The sequence below is a fragment of the Bradyrhizobium sp. SZCCHNR1051 genome (genome assembly GCF_032489615.1).
Lineage (GTDB): Bacteria > Pseudomonadota > Alphaproteobacteria > Rhizobiales > Xanthobacteraceae > Bradyrhizobium.
The window spans coordinates 75,441-90,784 of the sequence record NZ_JAUEYJ010000017.1 but is presented as its reverse complement, the minus strand read 5'-3'; the positions used below and the strand labels follow the sequence as shown (position 1 = coordinate 90,784).

The following is a 15,344-nucleotide window of genomic DNA, read 5'->3' as shown; positions in this document are numbered from 1 at the left end:
TTCCGGCTTGTTTGCATGGTACGGCCAGGAGACGCCAAGAGGCGCTCATTTCGACTTCTGCTTCCGCCGCTTGTAGAGCGCGTTGAAGCCCCCGGCCATGAAGGTCACGAACCGCTCGCGGACCGCGGCGAAATCGTCGGACTTGCACAGGCCGCCGGACAGGCGGTCGATCCGGCCGGTCCGTGACAGGATCAGCGAGTAGGCGCCGGAGGTGAACTGGAAGCTCCAGAACAGGTCCTCAGGCTTGGCGTCGGGCAACGCCTTCTGCAGCAGCCCGATGAGACGCAGCACCAGCGGATCGAGATAGGTGTCCATCATCTCCACGCCATAGCCCGGCGCGTTGGCGACCTGCGCGAAGATGCGGCCGAAGTGTCGCCAGTTGTCCTCTTCGTTGACGTAGACGTCGAACGCGCCGTCATAATAGGCACGCAGCGCGCCTTCAACGGTCGGACGATCTCCGACCTTGGCCTCGTAGGCATCCAGCCCGGCCGTGCGCACCGTGACCGCGTATTCCATGCGGCGTTCGAACACGGCATCGAACAACGCCCTCTTGCCCTCGAAGTAGTAATGGATCAGCGCAGGATGGATGCCCATCTTGTCCGCCACATCCTTGATCGTCACGCCGAAATAGCCGAGCTGCGCGAACAGCTCCTCGCTGGTGTCGAGGATCAGCTTCACCGTCGTCGCGCGCTGTTCCGCGCGCGTGCGGCGCCCTTCGGGTTTCGGCTCTGCTGGCATGCTCTCCGTGGTCCCTGATCGGCGCACACAGGAACGGCACCGTTGGTGTTTTGACGATGAGGGGGTGGGCGCGCCCGGTCAAGCAGGACTTCGGGCTTCCAACATTTTCATTTAGTGCTAAATGAATGAACTTGACCGGCGGCCGGCCGGACGGTAGGTCTCGGAGACCTGATGGAAGGCGGTCGACGATCGGGCGGCGGGCAGCGCGTCGCCAGTCTCGTCGTGCGCGGACATCATCAAAAACAATCGGCTGGCCATGGATCAGCCGCTCACGGGAGGACACAATGACACGGATCAAGTCGACGGCGGCTGCCCTGCTGATGCTCGGCGTGGGCCTTTCAGCCCCGGCATCCGCTGAAAAGAAATACGACGTCGGCGCGACCGACACCGAGATCAAGATCGGCCAGACCAACCCGCTCAGCGGGCCGGCTTCCGCTTTCGGTGCCATCGGCAAGGCGGAGGCGGCCTATATCCGCATGATCAACGAGCAGGGCGGCGTCAACGGTCGCAAGATCAACCTCATCCAGTATGACGACGCCTATAGCCCGCCGAAGACCGTCGAGCAGGTGCGCAAGCTGGTCGAAAGCGACGAGGTGCTGACCACGTTCCAGATCATCGGCACGCCGCCGAATGCCGCGGTCCAGAAATATCTGAACGGCAAGGGCGTTCCGCAGCTTCTGGCGGGAAGCGGAGCGTCCCGCTTCACCGATCCCAAGAACTTTCCGTGGACGATCTCCGCCAACCCGAACTACCAGTCGGAAGCGCACATCTACGCAAGATACATTCTGGAGACCTATCCGAACGCGAAGATCGGCATCCTCTATCAGAACGACGACCTCGGCAAAGACTACGTCAAGGGCCTGAAGGACGGGCTCGGCGCCAAGGCCGGCATGATCGTGAAGGAGCTGTCCTACGAGCTGTCCGACCCGACGGTCGATTCCCAGTTGGTGACGCTGAAGGCATCGGGCGCCGACCTCTTCTACAACATGTCGACGCCGAAATTCGCGGCGCAATCGATCAGGAAGGCCGCCGAGCTCGGCTGGAAGCCCGTCCACATCCTGGAGGTCAACGCGACGGCGGTCGGTCAGGTGCTCGTGCCTGCAGGGCTCGAGCATGCCAAGGACATCATCTCGGTCGCCTACGGCAAGGATCCGCTCGATCCGCAATGGGCCGACGACGAGGGCATGAAACGCTACAAGGCGTTCATGGCGAAATACGCGCCCGGCGAGGACGCCAACAGCGGCTTTGCGACCTATGGCTACTCGACGGCCGCTCTGCTCGTCCACATTCTCAAGCAATGCGGCGACGAGCTGACGCGCGCCAACATCATGAAGCAGGCGACCAACATCAAGGGCTTCGTTCCCGATCTCGGGCTGCCGGGAATGTCGGTGACGACGACCCCCGATGACTACCGCATCAGCAAGCAATTCCAGATGATGAAATTCGATGGTCAGCGCTGGATCATATCGGGGCCGATCCTGACCGACGACTTCAAGGCGGACTGAAGCTTCTCACCGGGCCACGGCCTGATCGGGCGCTGCTTGTGCGCCCGGTCATCCCGCGGCCTCTGCTTTGCCGTCACGGTGCCGCGGCGAAGGCCGGTGGCCGAAGCTGACCCCTGTCCATCGGAGCGCCGCTCATGACCAGTGAAGCCGTCTGCCGCCGTCGCGGCTTCGATCCTGCGGCGCTTGCGGCGATCGGCCCGGAACTCGCCGCATTCGTCGATCGCGGCGAGCTCGCCGGCATCGTGTCTCTCACCTCGCGCGGCGGCGAGATCGTTCATGCCGAGACGATCGGCTGGCGCGATGTCGAAGCCAAGAGCCCGATGCGCCCGGATACGTTGTTCCGGATCGCGTCGATGACCAAGCCGATCACCTCGGTGGCGGCGATGATGCTGGTCGAGGAAGGCAGGATCGCCTTGGCGGACCCGATCTCCCGGTGGATTCCAGAGCTGGCCGATCTGCGGGTCCTGCGTGACGCCGCCGGCCCGCTCGACGATACCGTGCCCGCCCGGCGCGCGATCACCGTCGAGGATCTGCTCACGCACCGTTCGGGCATCGCCTATGCGTTCTTCTCGGAAGGCCCGCTCAAGCTAACCTATGAGCGCGCGCTCGGTGATCCCGCGATGAACCGGTCCACGCCCGACGAATGGCTCGCTGCGCTTGGCACGCTGCCGCTGGCGTATCAGCCCGGCAACCGCTTCCACTACGGTCATTCGACCGACGTGCTCGGCTTCCTGATCGGCCGGGTCGAAGGCAAGCCGTTCCGGCCGGTGCTGCAGGAGCGCATCTTCACGCCGCTCGGCATGGTCGATACTGATTTCTGGTTGCCGCACGCCAAGCGAGATCGTCTGGCGAGCCTGTACGGATATGACGAGACGGCGGGGCGGCTCGTGAAGGTCGAGCCGGTCATGTATGACGAGCCGCCGGCCTATACGCCGGGCGGCGGCGGGTTGATCTCGTCCGCGCCCGATTATCATCGGTTCTCGCGCATGCTGCTGAGAGGAGGCGAGCTGGACGGCGTCAGGCTGTTGCGACCCGAAACCGTCAACCTGATGCGCACCAACCGGCTGATTGACGCGCAGCGCCAGATTCCCTTCGCCGGCATGCCGCTGTGGCAGACCTCCGGATTTGGGCTCGGACTTGCGATCGCCGAGGATTCCACCGGCAATCCCTATGCCTGTGGCGCACCGGGCTCGATGACCTGGCCGGGCATCTTCGGCACCTGGTGGCAGGCCGATCCCGTCAATGACCTGATCATGATCTATCTGATCCAGCATCAAGTGCCGGTCTCGGCGGGGACAGGGGCCACGATTGCCACCGGGCGCGGCGCTGCCGGCCGCCGTGCTCTTCCCGTCTATCAGCGTGGAACCTACGCCGCGTTGTCCCACATTGTGGAACAAGCGACATGACCGGGGCAGCGCTTGTCACCCCCCGCGTGTCGGGCGGATTCGTCCAGGATGTGGACGCCAACATTCCGCCGAATGAAACGTCCGATCAGCGGCGAGCCGCCTGTCCTCACATTGCCGGAGCGGCAACATGCGTTCATGTCATGCCGAGCTTGTCATCCGGCCGTTATTCTGCTCAGTGCTTCTTCAAATTGCGCGATCATGCGCATCGATCGACTGAAGTCGACAGCCCGCGAGGAAACAAGACTATGCGCAAGCTAACTTTGGCCATTGCCCTGATCGTCCCGATGCTCGGTCACGCCGCGCAAGCCGAGGACACCGTCAAGATCGGCTATATCGATCCGCTGTCCGGCGGCGGCGCCAGTATCGGCGAGGGGGGCCTGAAGACGTTCCAGTATCTGGCCGACGAGCTCAACGCCAAGGGCGGCATTCTCGGCCATAAGGTCGAGATCGTGCCGTTCGACAATAAGACCAATCCGCAAGAGAGCCTGGTCCAGGCCCAGAAGGCGATCGACGCCGGCGTCCGCTACATCACGCAAGGCAACGGATCGTCCGTCGGGCTCGCGCTGGAGGATTTCGTCAACAAGCACAACACGCGCAACCCCGGCAAGGAAGTGCTGTACTTCAACTATGCCGCCGTCGACCCGAGCATGACCAACGAGAAATGCAGCTACTGGCATTTCCGCTGGGACGCCAGCTCGGACATCAAGATGGAGGCGCTCACCAACTACATGAAGGACATCCCTTCCATCAAGAAGGTGTATCTGATCAATCAGGACTATTCTTTCGGCCAGTCGGTCCGCAGCGACGCGCGCAAGATGCTCGCGGCGAAGCGGCCCGATGTCCAGATCGTCGGCGACGAGCTGCATCCGCTGCTGAAGATCACGGACTTCTCGCCCTACATTGCCAAGATCAAGGCGTCCGGCGCCGACAGCGTCATCACCGGCAATTGGGGCCAGGACATCGCGCTGCTGCTCAAGGCCGCCGCCGATGCCGGCCTGAAGGTCAACTGGTACACCTATTATGCGGGCGGCGCCGGCGGCCCGACCGCCATCAAGCAGACGGGTCTGGATCATCAGGTCTTCCAACTGACCGAAGGCTTCGCCAATTCGGGCCATCAGGCCGCGATGGACTACGAGAAGGCGTTCCGCGCCAAGGTCAACATGTCGCTGTGGTACCCGCGCGCGGTCAACGAGATGCGCATGTTCAAGGCGGCGGCCGAGAAGGCCAACTCCATCGACCCGGTGAAGGTCGCGGCCGCGCTCGAGGACCTCAAGCTCGAGGTGCTGGATGGCGGCACCGGCTTCATGCGCAAGGATGATCACCAGTTCTTGCAGCCGATCTACGTCTCGTCCTTCGGCAAGCTCGCGGCGAACGAGACGTTCGACGAGGAGAACACCGGCTGGGGATGGCACCTGGTCTCCAGGGTCGATACGCCCCAGGCCATGGTGTCGACGACGTGCAAGATGGCGCGTCCGTAACGATCCGCGCCGGCTTCCCGCACGAGGTCCGCGTGCGGGAAGTGGCGCCGGCCGTGCGTCGGTCCGTCAGAGAATGAGCGGCAGGGCATTGAAGCCCGGGACATTCGCGAGTGCGCCGTGCTTGAACTCATCGTCATTTCGACCCTCAACGGCGTGCTGTTCGGCATGCTGCTGTTCCTGCTGTCGAGCGGGCTGACCGTCATCTTCAGCATGATGGGGGTGCTCAATTTTGCTCACGCCAGCTTCTACATGCTCGGCGCCTTCTTCGGCTTCCAGCTCACGAAGTGGGTCGGCTTCTGGCCGGCCCTGCTGCTCGCGCCGCTGCTGGTCGGGGCCATCGGCATGGCGGTCGAGCGCTATGGTCTGCGCAACACGCACAAGCATGGCCACGTTGCCGAGCTGCTGCTGACCTTCGGCCTCGCGTTCGCCATCGAGGAGATCGTCTCGATGATCTGGGGCAGGACTCCGCTCGACTATCGCGTGCCGGCGCTGCTGGACTTTCCCGCGTTCACGATCTTCTCGACCAACTATCCGGCGTACAAGCTTTTCATGCTGGCGGTATCGGTGACGATCTTCGTGGTGCTCCTGATCGTGCTCAAGCGCACCCGCGTGGGCCTGATCGTGCAGGCCGCGTTGACCCATCCCCATATGGTGGGCCATCTCGGCCACAATGTCGGACGCGTATTCATGGTGGTGTTCGGGGTCGGCAGCGCGCTGGCCGGCCTCGCCGGCGTCATCGCCGGCCCCGCCTTGGTCACGCAATCCGACATGGCCGCCGCACTCGGGCCGATCCTGTTCGTGGTGATCGTGTTCGGCGGCCTCGGCTCGCTGCCGGGCGCCTTCATCGCCTCGCTCGTGATCGGCCTGGTGCAGACCTTCGCCGTCGCGTTGAACGGCTCGCTGGCGAGCGCCTTCGGACCGCTCGATCCCTCCGCAGGGCCATCGGTGCTCACCGACATCTGGAACGTGACGATCGCGCAGGTCGCGCCGATCGTTCCCTACCTGCTGCTGGTGCTCGTCCTGATCGTGCGCCCCGTGGGCCTGATGGGGACTCGCGAATCATGACCGCAGCAGTCACCTCCGCGTCTCATCTCGCGGCAAAGCCCGCCGGCTCCCGTCTCCGCTTCTACGCCGTCTGGCTGATCGGCGTGGCCGTGCTGATTGTGCTGCCGCTGCTGTTCAATTCGGGCGGATCGCTGACCTCGTTCAGCCTGATCGGGATCGCGATCGTGTTCGCGCTCTCCTACAACGTCCTTCTCGGTCAGACCGGATTGCTGTCGTTCGGCCACGCGGTTCACTACGGCCTCGGCGGCTTCGCGGCCTGTCACATGATGAACGCGGTGTTGGCGCATGGCTGGCCGATTCCGCTGCCCTTCATCCCCCTGTTCGGCGGGCTGGGCGGCCTCGCCTTCGCGATCATCCTCGGCTGGGTCATGACCAAGCGCGCTGGCACGGTGTTTGCGATGATCTCGCTCGGCATCGGCGAGCTCGTGGCGTCGTCGTCGCTGATCCTGCGCTCGGTGTTCGGCGGCGAAGCCGGCATCACCACGGACCGCACCGCTCTGCCGCGCATGTTCGGCTGGACCTTCGGCCCGCAGCTGCAGGTCTATTACCTGATCGCGTTCTGGCTGGTGCTGTCGGCAATCGCGATGTATGCGCTGACCCGGACGCCCCTGGGACGGATCAGCAATGCGGTGCGCGACAATCCCGAACGGGTCCAGTTCATCGGCTATGATCCGCACGTCGTCCGCTATCTCGCTTATTGTTTTGCCGGGTTCTTCGCTGGCATCGCGGGCGGACTCGCGGCGATCAGCTTCGAGATCGCGAATTCCGCCTATCTCGGTGCAATCCAGTCGGGCCTCGTGCTGTTCGCGACCTTCATCGGCGGGACGGCCTACTTCTTCGGTCCGATCCTCGGCGCGATCCTGGTGACCTATCTCCAGCTCGGGCTGACGAGCCTCACCAGCGTATGGCAGCTCTATTTCGGCATCATCTTCATCGGCATCGTCATGTTCTCACCCGGGGGCATTGCCGGTCTGCTGATGATGCACCGGCCGCTGGTCCGTGCCGGAACGCTCGGAATGGTGATCCCGTCCTATCTCGTGGCCATCGTGCCGACCGCGGCGCTCGCCTACGGCGTCATCCTGACCATCGAGACGGTCGCGCGCTATTCGGGTGGTGACGCCATCAACCTGTTCGGCATGGCGTTGAATCCGCAGTCGCCGGCGACATGGGGCGCCGCCGCGATTCTGGTGGTCGCCGGCTTCGTCGTCGGGCGGTGGACGTGGCAGCGGATCGCCGAAGCCTGGGACAGGGCCGCCACCGTGGCGCGTGACCGGGGGTATCTGGCATGACCGCAGCGATCGAAGTTCGTGCCGTCGAAAAGCGCTTCGGCAATGTCGGCGTGATCCGCGACCTCAATCTCAGCGTCACCAAGGGCGAGCGCCACGCCATCATCGGCCCGAACGGGGCCGGCAAGTCCACGACGTTCAACCTGATCAGCGGACACATCAAGCCGACCTCCGGCGAGGTGAGGCTGAACGGCGAGGTCATCTCGGGCCTGCGGCCGTTCGAGATCAATCGGCGCGGCCTGTCGCGCTCGTTCCAGGTCACCAACGTGTTCGCCCGCATGACCGTGTGGGAGAACGTCCGATGCGCCGTGCTGTGGGCGACCGGGCATCGCTACGCGTTCTGGAAGAACGTCGACAGTCTCCCGGAGGTGCGGGAGCGGACCGCCCAGATTCTCGACGACATCCATCTCACGCATCGGCGTGACATTCCCGCGGGATTGTTGACCTATGCCGAGCAGCGCGAGCTGGAGATCGGGGTCACCATTGCGAGCGGTGCGACGGTCGTCATGCTCGACGAGCCGACCGCCGGAATGAGCCACGCGGAAACCGAGCGCGCCGTGTCGTTGATCCGGCGGCTCACCGAGGGACGGACGCTGGTGATCGTCGAGCACGACATGAGCGTCGTGTTCGGCCTCGCCGATCGCATCTCGGTGCTGGTCTACGGCCACATCATCGCGTCGGGCACGCCGGAGGAGATCCGTCGCGACCCGAAGGTGAAAGAAGCCTATCTCGGCGAGGAGGCCCACTGATGCTCGAGGTCAGGAACCTCCACGCTTACTACGGCAAGAGCCATATTCTGCAGGGCGTCGACCTCGACGTCGCCGCCGGCGAAGTGGTGAGCCTGCTCGGCCGCAACGGCGTCGGCCGCTCGACCACCGTGAAGGCGATCATGGGCGAGGTCAGCCCGCAGGGGACGATCCGCTTCAAGGACCGGGACATTGCAGGTCTGCCGAGCTACAAGATCGCGCGCCTTGGGCTCGGCTATGTGCCGGAACATCGCGACATCTTTCCGAGCCTCACCGTCCGGCAAAACCTCGTGCTCGGCATCAAGGACACGCGGCGGCCGGGGAAGTGGCGCCTTCAGGACATGCTCGACATGTTTCCCAATCTCGCGGCGCGCGCCGATACGCCGGCCGGCGTCTTGTCGGGCGGCGAGAAGCAGATGCTGACCACCTGCCGCACGCTGATGGGCGACCCCGACCTGATCATGATCGATGAGCCCACCGAAGGTCTGGCGCCGCTGATCGTGCAGCAGGTCGGCGATCTGATTGCCCGGATCGCAGCGGCGGGCGTCGCGATCCTGCTGGTCGAGCAGAAGCTCTCGATCGCGATGCGCATTTCGAAACGGGTCTATGTTATGGGCCACGGCCGCGTCGTGTTCGAAGGGACACCGGATCAGCTCAAGGCCAACACCGCAGTCCGGCAGGAGTGGCTCGAAGTGTGAGGTGCGCGGACTGCGGGCACGCGTTCGCCGATGCAGCTCGGGCAGATGGGCCACAGACATCCTGCCGTGCCCGAATCCATCAGTTCAGGTCTGAGGCGCTGGATGTCCGAACATGCCGCGCGGAAACGAGGCGTCGCGCTCGCGCAGCCTCAGGGCAACGAGACGCGCGATGCAGATCGACGCCGTCGCGATCGCGATGCCGGCGATCATGTCGACGAGGAAATGCCCGCCGCCGATCGGGGTCGAGAGCAACATCGTGCCATGGATCAGGACATTGAATGGTCGCAACCAGCGCAACGACCACAGCGCCCAGCCGTCGAGGACCGCGGCCGCCGCGTGAAAGCTCGGAAAGGTCACGATCCCCGCGAGATGGCTGGTGTCCAACAGACGCAGCGTCCCGTCGCGAACCAAGGGCACCTCGCGCGCTGTGTCGAAATAGGCTTGGGGAATGAGGTTTGCGTAGGCCGACGGTGGTAGCTCCAGAGCGTGGTACACGCCGAGTGCGGGGACAAACAAGGTGATGATGCAGGTCAGCGCCAGCGTCAGGCTGATCGCGAGGTTGAACTCCGCGAACCGGCGATAGTGGCCCAGCAGGGGAAGGGCCACGACGATGATGCAGATCGTCCAGGAAATGGATCGATAGCCGAACGCGAGGCTCAGGACGGCCCACGGACGGTCATTAACGAACGATAAGTACTCGCGAAAGTCGAAGCCAAGGGCGCGATCGAGGGCGAGCAGGTTGGCGTCCTGAAGCGGCAGGTTGGCGGCCGTCGCAATGTAGGAAAGTGATGCCAGCACGGTGGATGCCAGGGTGGTCTGGGCCATTCCCGTCAGGAATGAGAACATCCAGGGTTTGGCACGCTGGGCCGACCGTGCATTGGCGTAGCCGATGAGACCATAGACGGCCGATGTCGACAGCACGACGACGTAGCCGATTGGTTCGATGCGAAAGTCCGTAAAGATCAGGCACAGTCCGAACAGCACCCAAAGTGCTGTCATGACAGCCCAGTTGAACCGGAACACGGCCCAGGCCGTCGCTGCATCCCCGCTGTCATGCGCCCGTTGCAAGACGCTCTTTGTCCAGGCGAGCCAGCGGCGGCTGAGATCAGGCAATAGACCACCGGCGGCGGTGTCCGACATTGTCGTCCGCTCTCACGTTTCAATGGATTTCGACTTGTTTCCCGTCGGTGTCTTGTTACGGCCAATCAGGCCAACAAATCAATCTTTGCGGGTAAAATACGGGGATACCGTGATGAGATGCTTAACTGAACGTAGCCTGGAATCCTGTATCGGTTGTGTCGAGACCGCATTCATGTCCGGAAAACGAAGCCGCTTTCGCGTCGACACAGCCCTCGTGTAAAGGGTCTTCACCATTCATCATGGGAAGCCACCCCTGGTAGTACTGTCGCATGCGCCGCAGCTCGCAGGCCGGCTTGCGGGAGGGCCGGTCGCCGCGGTCGCTGTCCGTGCAGCCGTCTTCCGTCCGATCGCCCCGGCGCGATGTCGCGTGCGATCACAGTTTCTGGCGGCCGTAGATCAGAAGCATCAGGATGATCACGGCGCCGTAGATCAGCTGGCGGCCGGCCTCGCTGATCTGCATCACCGACAGGATCGATTGTAGCAGGGTGATCAGCACGACGCCGGCGACGGTGCCGAGATAGCTGCCGCGGCCGCCGAGAATGTGCGTGCCGCCGAGCACGACGGCGGCGATCGAGGGCAGCAAATAGGCGTCGCCCATCGACTGCGCCGCCTTCGAGGCATAGCCCGCGAGCAGCACGCCGCCGAAGGCGGAGAGGGCGCCCGACAGCGCGAACGCCAGCATGGTGATGCGGCGTGTATCGATCCCTGAGAGATAGGCGGCGCGCTCGCGGTTGCCGATGGCGTAGATGGCGCGGCCGAACGTGGTCCGCGACAGCAGCCAGATCGCTGCGCCGCCGATGATCGCCCAGACCAGCACCGCGTTCGGAACGCCGGGAACAATGGTGCCGGTGGTGAGATAGCGCATCGCCTTGGAGGCGGAATCCTGCGGTGCGAAGCCGCCGGTGTAGGCGACCATCAGCCCTTGCGCGACCGCGTTGGTCGCCAGCGTGATGATCATCGAGGGGATGCGCAGATAGGCGACGCCGATGCCGTTCAACAGACCGATGGCGGCGCCGCAGAGAATGCCGCAGGGAATCGCGATGATGGCGCCGGTCGTGCCATGCGCGGCCGCCGCGCAGGCCATCATCGCACCGGTCGTGACGACCCACGGCACCGACAGATCGATCTGGCCGAGCAGGATCACCAGCATCATCCCGGTGGCGATCACGCCCAGGAAGCTCGCGACCTTCAACTGCTGCAGCAGATAGTCCGGCGACAGGAAGCTGCGCGAATAGAGACTGCCCACGAGCAGCAACAGCAAGATGCAGCCGAAGGAGGCGGCCACCGCCGGATCGATCCGGCGCAGCATGGCGATCCCTCGACGGGCCGGTTGTGATGCCGTTGCGTCGCTCATCCGAACCACTCCAGGCGATTGCGCACCCGCACCAGGCCGAACGCGCCGATCGAGACCGCGAGCATCAGCACGAGGCCCTGGAATAGCGGCTGCCACAGCGGATCGAAATCGAACACGAACAGGAGATCGCCGATGGTGCGGAACGCGAGGGCGCCGAAGATCGCCCCGATCGCGCTGCCGCGCCCGCCCATCAGCGACACGCCGCCGAGCACCACGGCCGCGATCGAGAACAGGGTGTAGGCGTTGCCACTCGCATAGGCGGCCTCGCCGGTATACGAGAAGAACGTCAGGAACAGGCCGCCGATCGCCGACAACAGGCCGGCCAAGGTGTAGGCGACAAACTTGGCCGCACGGATCGGCGCGCCGGACATGTAGGCTGCGACCTCGGAGGAGCCGGTCGCGAACGCGGCGCGGCCGACGACCGAGCGGCTATAGGGCACCCAGATCAGCAGCGCCGTCACAGCCAGAACCACGAGACTCGTGGGCAGCACGCCGAACAGCCTGCCGGTCAGGGCATCCGCCAGCGTCTCGTTGACGGATCCGCCGGGATTGGGTCGCAGGAACAGCGCGAGCCCGTAATACATCGCGCCCGTGGCGATCGTGGTCACGATCGGCTGCAGACGCCCGAAGATCACGATCGCGCCGTTGATCATGCCGCAGACGATGCCGGTGCCGAGCACGCCGGCCACGCCGAGCGCCGTCTCGGTGGCGGTTCCGACCACGATCCAGGACGCGAGGCAGTTGGTCAGGGTCAGGATCATGCCGACGGACAGATCGATGCCGGCGGTGATCACCACGATCGCCTGCGCCATGGCGACGAAGGCCAGCAGCGTCGCCTTGTTGGCGGCGGTCTGCACCATGTTGGCGCTGAAGCCGGCCGGATGATTGGTCGCATAGAGCACGAACATCGCGACGAAGATCCCGATCGCGAGCAGGGTGCCGCGCTGTTCGGAGAGCCAGTACCGCCACTCGGTCATGCCAGACTCGCTTCCGCTCGCTCGCCCTCGTCGACGTTGAGCGCGCTGCTGACCAGCGCACGTTCGGTGATCTCGGCGCCCGCGAACTCGCGCCTGATCGCGCCATCGTACATCACCAGCACGCGGTCGCAGCAGCCGATCAGCTCGTCATAGTCGGTCGAATAGAGCAGGATCGCGGCGCCCTCGTCGGCAAGCCGGCGCAGCAGCCGGTAGATCTCCTGCTTGGTGCCGACATCGATGCCGCGCGTCGGATCGTTGAGCAGGATGATGCGCGGCTTGTTCATCAGCCATTTCGCGATCACGACCTTCTGCTGGTTGCCGCCGGAGAGCGCGCTGACGGCGAGATCGGGAGAGGCGGTCTTGATCTCGATCAGGCGGATCATCTCGTCGATCAGCGTCGATTGCCGCTGCCGGTCGATGATGCCGAATGTCGCGAACCGGTCGAAGGCCGCGGCCGAAAGATTGTCGCGCACCGACATCGGCAGCATCAGTCCTTCGGTCTTGCGGTCCTCCGGAATGAGCGCGAGACCAATGCGCTCCGACTTGGCGGTGACGGGGCTGTCGATCGTCACCTTGTTGCCGTCGATCAGAATGTCGCCGCGACAGTCTCGCAGCACGCCGAACAGCGCCAGCAGCAGCTCGCGCTGGCCCTGGCCGTCGAGCCCGCCGAGACCGATGATCTCGCCGGCCTGCAGCGAGAACGAGATGTCCTTCAGCCGGTCGCCCCAACTGATGCTCCTGCATTGCAGCGCTGGCGGCCGGCCATCGATTTTCCGCGGCGGCTTTTCCGGGAAGGCATGCTTGTACTCACGGCCGATCATGAGCTCGATCACTTCGGCATCCGTTTTGGTACCGGCCGGGAAAGTCGCGATGCGGCGGCCGTTGCGGAACACGCTGCAGTCGTCGGCGAGCTCCGCGATCTCGTGCATGCGATGGGAGATGTAGAGCAGCGCCAGCCCCTCGCTGCGCAGGCGCTTCAGCACCTTGAACACCTTGGTCACGTCGGAAGCGGTCAGCGCCGAGGTTGCCTCGTCGAGGATCAGGATCTTGGGCTGCCGCGACAGCGCTTTCGCGATCTCGACCATCTGCCGGCGCGACAGCGGCAGGTCCTTCACCAGCGCACGCGGATGAATGTCGCCGGCGCCGGCGCGGTGCAGCGCCTCCTCTGCAAGTCGACGCTGGGCCCGCCGATCGATCATTCCGAATCGCGTCGGCGGATGAGAGATCATGATGTTGTCCGCGACCGACAGGTCGGGAATCAGCGACAGCTCCTGGAAGATGCAGACGACGCCGGCATCGTTTGCCGCGGAAGGACCGGTGAAGGCGACCTCGCGTCCCGCAAGCGTCATGCGGCCTTCGTCCGGCGTGACCACGCCGACCATGAGCTTGATCAGCGTCGACTTGCCGGCGCCGTTCTCGCCGAGAATCGCATGGATGCGGCCGGGATGGACCTCCAGGTCCGCACCGTCGAGAGCGATCACGCCGCCGTAGCGCTTGGACAATCCTTCGGCGCGAAACAGCGGCTCGGCCGCGATCATGCTTGCTCCCTCAGTTGTTTGGGCAATAGGGACAGGCTGGCCGCGAGAGAACTCGCGGACCAGCGATCGCGCCGGCCTATTGATTTTCCTTCGACTGACCCATGATCTCCTGCGCCGTGAAGTTGATGCCGCAGGTCGGGAAGGAGTTGCCGACGAAGAAGTTGTCGGACTGGGCCGGGAAGTAGTCCTGATCCTTCTTGAAGTTCGGATCTTCCACGACCGCGAGCGGCAGCTTGACCGATTGCGGCACCACCTTGCCTTCGAGGGCGGCGAGCGCGACCTTGATCGCGACCGCGACCTGCGCAGGTCCGGTACCGGCGGAAGAGCATTTCAGGCCTTCGGACGCCTTGGCGGCGCAGAACTTGCGGAAGCCGTTTTCGGTCTCGCCACCGAACGGCACCATCTTGTGCTTGGCGTCGAGCATGGCCTGCACGATGCCGGTGTCGCCGCCCTGGCCGGAGATCGCATCGAACGGGCCATTGGTCGCGATCGCATCCGCCGTGGCCTTCTGGGCGACGCCGTCGTCCCATTTGCCGACGACCTCGGTGACCTGCCACTTCTTGCCGGAGCCGTCGAGAACGGAGTGGAAGCCGTTGTGACGATCGGTGTCGACCGAGGTGCCGGCGACGCCGCGCACCTCGAGCACCTTGCCGCCGCCGGGCACGTTCTTGACCAGCCACTTCGCCCAGAGTTCGCCGAGACCCTTCTGGTCGACATTGACGTTGATCGCATCTTCCGTCGCAAGGATGTTGTCGAAGGCGACGAGGATGACGCCGGCCTGCTTGGCGCGCTTGATCACCGGCCCGAACGCGGTCGGGTTCTGCGCGTTGACGACAATCGCGTCATAGCCGGAGTCGATGAAGTTGTTGATTGCCGAGATCTGGGCCGGGACGTCCTCGCCGGTCGAGACGACCTTGAACTCCTTCAGCTTGGCCTTGACCTCCGGCTGCGCCGCATAGGCCTTCGCGGTCTGAATCATCTGGATGCGCCAAGTATTGGCGATGTAGCCGTTCGCCAGTGCGATGCGGTACGGGCCCTTCTTGGCCGGAAACTTGAAGAACTTGGTGTCCGCGGTCCACGGCACCATGCATTCAGGCTCGGTCGCCGGTCCCTTGACCATCTCCGGCTCAGCCAGCGCCTTGCCGGCAAACGCCGTGACCAACACCAGCGATGCACAAGTGGCAAGGCATCGCGCCCTCATCGACTTGGACGACATTCGTGACCTCCCCTGTTGTTGTGGCGCCAAATCAATGACGCATGTGCGAGACGCCTCTTTGTTTCCGGAGGTTTGTGCGAGCATTGCTCGTCGTCTCGACCCGCCAAGCGTTACTGATCAATGACAGCGCTGTCAATTACCGTCGCGCGGCTTTTGCCAAGCGGCCGGTCGCATGTCATGAATATGGTTCGGACAAA

Annotated in this window: 13 protein-coding genes; 7 read left to right on the top strand and 6 right to left on the bottom strand. The window is 64.2% G+C overall.

The window, feature by feature from the left end; translation table 11 throughout:
* Nucleotides 1-45: 45 nt before the first annotated feature.
* Nucleotides 46-738: a TetR/AcrR family transcriptional regulator gene (locus QW868_RS21285; protein WP_315771333.1), complete on the bottom strand. Its 693-nt coding sequence runs from the start codon at nucleotides 736-738 to the stop codon at nucleotides 46-48.
* Nucleotides 739-1,022: 284 nt separating this feature from the next.
* Here QW868_RS21285 and QW868_RS21280 point away from each other — a divergent pair, with 284 nt between their 5' ends.
* The 7 genes from QW868_RS21280 to QW868_RS21250 all read left to right on the top strand — a co-directional run bounded on the left by QW868_RS21280 (nucleotide 1,023) and on the right by QW868_RS21250 (nucleotide 8,922).
* On the top strand, nucleotides 1,023-2,243 hold the full coding sequence (locus QW868_RS21280) for an ABC transporter substrate-binding protein (protein WP_316161557.1): 1,221 nt from the start codon (nucleotides 1,023-1,025) through the stop codon (nucleotides 2,241-2,243).
* A gap of 134 nt (nucleotides 2,244-2,377) precedes the next feature.
* Nucleotides 2,378-3,649 (top strand): serine hydrolase domain-containing protein, encoded by a 1,272-nt coding sequence (locus QW868_RS21275; RefSeq protein WP_316231426.1) that lies wholly within the window; start codon nucleotides 2,378-2,380, stop codon nucleotides 3,647-3,649.
* Between the two features lie 245 nt (nucleotides 3,650-3,894).
* Nucleotides 3,895-5,127, top strand: a complete 1,233-nt coding sequence (locus QW868_RS21270; protein WP_315754896.1) for a branched-chain amino acid ABC transporter substrate-binding protein — start codon at nucleotides 3,895-3,897, stop codon at nucleotides 5,125-5,127.
* A 117-nt stretch (nucleotides 5,128-5,244) separates the two neighbouring features.
* A complete protein-coding gene (locus QW868_RS21265; protein WP_315736674.1) occupies nucleotides 5,245-6,192 on the top strand; it encodes a branched-chain amino acid ABC transporter permease in 948 nt (315 codons plus the stop codon).
* Complete coding sequence (locus QW868_RS21260; RefSeq protein ID WP_316231425.1) at nucleotides 6,189-7,481, top strand: branched-chain amino acid ABC transporter permease; 1,293 nt, start codon at nucleotides 6,189-6,191, stop codon at nucleotides 7,479-7,481. The genes QW868_RS21265 and QW868_RS21260 overlap by 4 nt, the downstream gene beginning before the upstream one ends.
* Nucleotides 7,478-8,227 carry an ABC transporter ATP-binding protein gene (locus QW868_RS21255; RefSeq protein ID WP_315736676.1) on the top strand — a complete coding sequence of 250 codons (750 nt, stop codon included), beginning with the start codon at nucleotides 7,478-7,480 and terminating at the stop codon, nucleotides 8,225-8,227. The genes QW868_RS21260 and QW868_RS21255 overlap by 4 nt, the downstream gene beginning before the upstream one ends.
* Nucleotides 8,227-8,922 carry an ABC transporter ATP-binding protein gene (locus QW868_RS21250; protein WP_315736677.1) on the top strand — a complete coding sequence of 232 codons (696 nt, stop codon included), beginning with the start codon at nucleotides 8,227-8,229 and terminating at the stop codon, nucleotides 8,920-8,922. Before QW868_RS21255 ends, QW868_RS21250 begins: the two co-directional genes overlap by 1 nt.
* 84 nt (nucleotides 8,923-9,006) lie before the next feature.
* On the opposite strand, the gene QW868_RS21245 is transcribed toward QW868_RS21250, so the two are convergent.
* The 5 genes from QW868_RS21245 to QW868_RS21225 form a co-directional block, all read right to left on the bottom strand.
* On the bottom strand, nucleotides 9,007-10,062 hold the full coding sequence (locus tag QW868_RS21245) for a phosphatase PAP2 family protein (protein WP_316231424.1): 1,056 nt from the start codon (nucleotides 10,060-10,062) through the stop codon (nucleotides 9,007-9,009).
* Between the two features lie 373 nt (nucleotides 10,063-10,435).
* Nucleotides 10,436-11,416, bottom strand: coding sequence for an ABC transporter permease (locus QW868_RS21240; protein ID WP_316231423.1), 981 nt, complete (start codon nucleotides 11,414-11,416; stop codon nucleotides 10,436-10,438).
* Nucleotides 11,413-12,393 carry an ABC transporter permease gene (locus tag QW868_RS21235; RefSeq protein ID WP_315754908.1) on the bottom strand — a complete coding sequence of 327 codons (981 nt, stop codon included), beginning with the start codon at nucleotides 12,391-12,393 and terminating at the stop codon, nucleotides 11,413-11,415. Before QW868_RS21235 ends, QW868_RS21240 begins: the two co-directional genes overlap by 4 nt.
* Complete coding sequence (locus QW868_RS21230) at nucleotides 12,390-13,931, bottom strand: sugar ABC transporter ATP-binding protein (RefSeq protein ID WP_316231422.1); 1,542 nt, start codon at nucleotides 13,929-13,931, stop codon at nucleotides 12,390-12,392. Before QW868_RS21230 ends, QW868_RS21235 begins: the two co-directional genes overlap by 4 nt.
* Before the next feature lie 76 nt (nucleotides 13,932-14,007).
* Complete coding sequence (locus QW868_RS21225; RefSeq protein ID WP_315771346.1) at nucleotides 14,008-15,147, bottom strand: sugar ABC transporter substrate-binding protein; 1,140 nt, start codon at nucleotides 15,145-15,147, stop codon at nucleotides 14,008-14,010.
* Between the last annotated feature and the right edge of the window lie 197 nt (nucleotides 15,148-15,344).

What these genes read in the sequence shown, in the direction of transcription:
- QW868_RS21285 (WP_315771333.1), bottom strand. Translation starts at nt 738, where the DNA reads ATGCCAGCAGAGCCGAAACCCGAAGGGCGCCGCACGCGCGCGGAACAG.
- QW868_RS21280 (WP_316161557.1), top strand. Translation starts at nt 1,023, where the DNA reads ATGACACGGATCAAGTCGACGGCGGCTGCCCTGCTGATGCTCGGCGTG.
- QW868_RS21275 (WP_316231426.1), top strand. Translation starts at nt 2,378, where the DNA reads ATGACCAGTGAAGCCGTCTGCCGCCGTCGCGGCTTCGATCCTGCGGCG.
- QW868_RS21270 (WP_315754896.1), top strand. Translation starts at nt 3,895, where the DNA reads ATGCGCAAGCTAACTTTGGCCATTGCCCTGATCGTCCCGATGCTCGGT.
- QW868_RS21260 (WP_316231425.1), top strand. Translation starts at nt 6,189, where the DNA reads ATGACCGCAGCAGTCACCTCCGCGTCTCATCTCGCGGCAAAGCCCGCC.
- QW868_RS21255 (WP_315736676.1), top strand. Translation starts at nt 7,478, where the DNA reads ATGACCGCAGCGATCGAAGTTCGTGCCGTCGAAAAGCGCTTCGGCAAT.
- QW868_RS21250 (WP_315736677.1), top strand. Translation starts at nt 8,227, where the DNA reads ATGCTCGAGGTCAGGAACCTCCACGCTTACTACGGCAAGAGCCATATT.
- QW868_RS21245 (WP_316231424.1), bottom strand. Translation starts at nt 10,062, where the DNA reads ATGTCGGACACCGCCGCCGGTGGTCTATTGCCTGATCTCAGCCGCCGC.
- QW868_RS21240 (WP_316231423.1), bottom strand. Translation starts at nt 11,416, where the DNA reads ATGAGCGACGCAACGGCATCACAACCGGCCCGTCGAGGGATCGCCATG.
- QW868_RS21235 (WP_315754908.1), bottom strand. Translation starts at nt 12,393, where the DNA reads ATGACCGAGTGGCGGTACTGGCTCTCCGAACAGCGCGGCACCCTGCTC.
- QW868_RS21230 (WP_316231422.1), bottom strand. Translation starts at nt 13,931, where the DNA reads ATGATCGCGGCCGAGCCGCTGTTTCGCGCCGAAGGATTGTCCAAGCGC.
- QW868_RS21225 (WP_315771346.1), bottom strand. Translation starts at nt 15,147, where the DNA reads ATGTCGTCCAAGTCGATGAGGGCGCGATGCCTTGCCACTTGTGCATCG.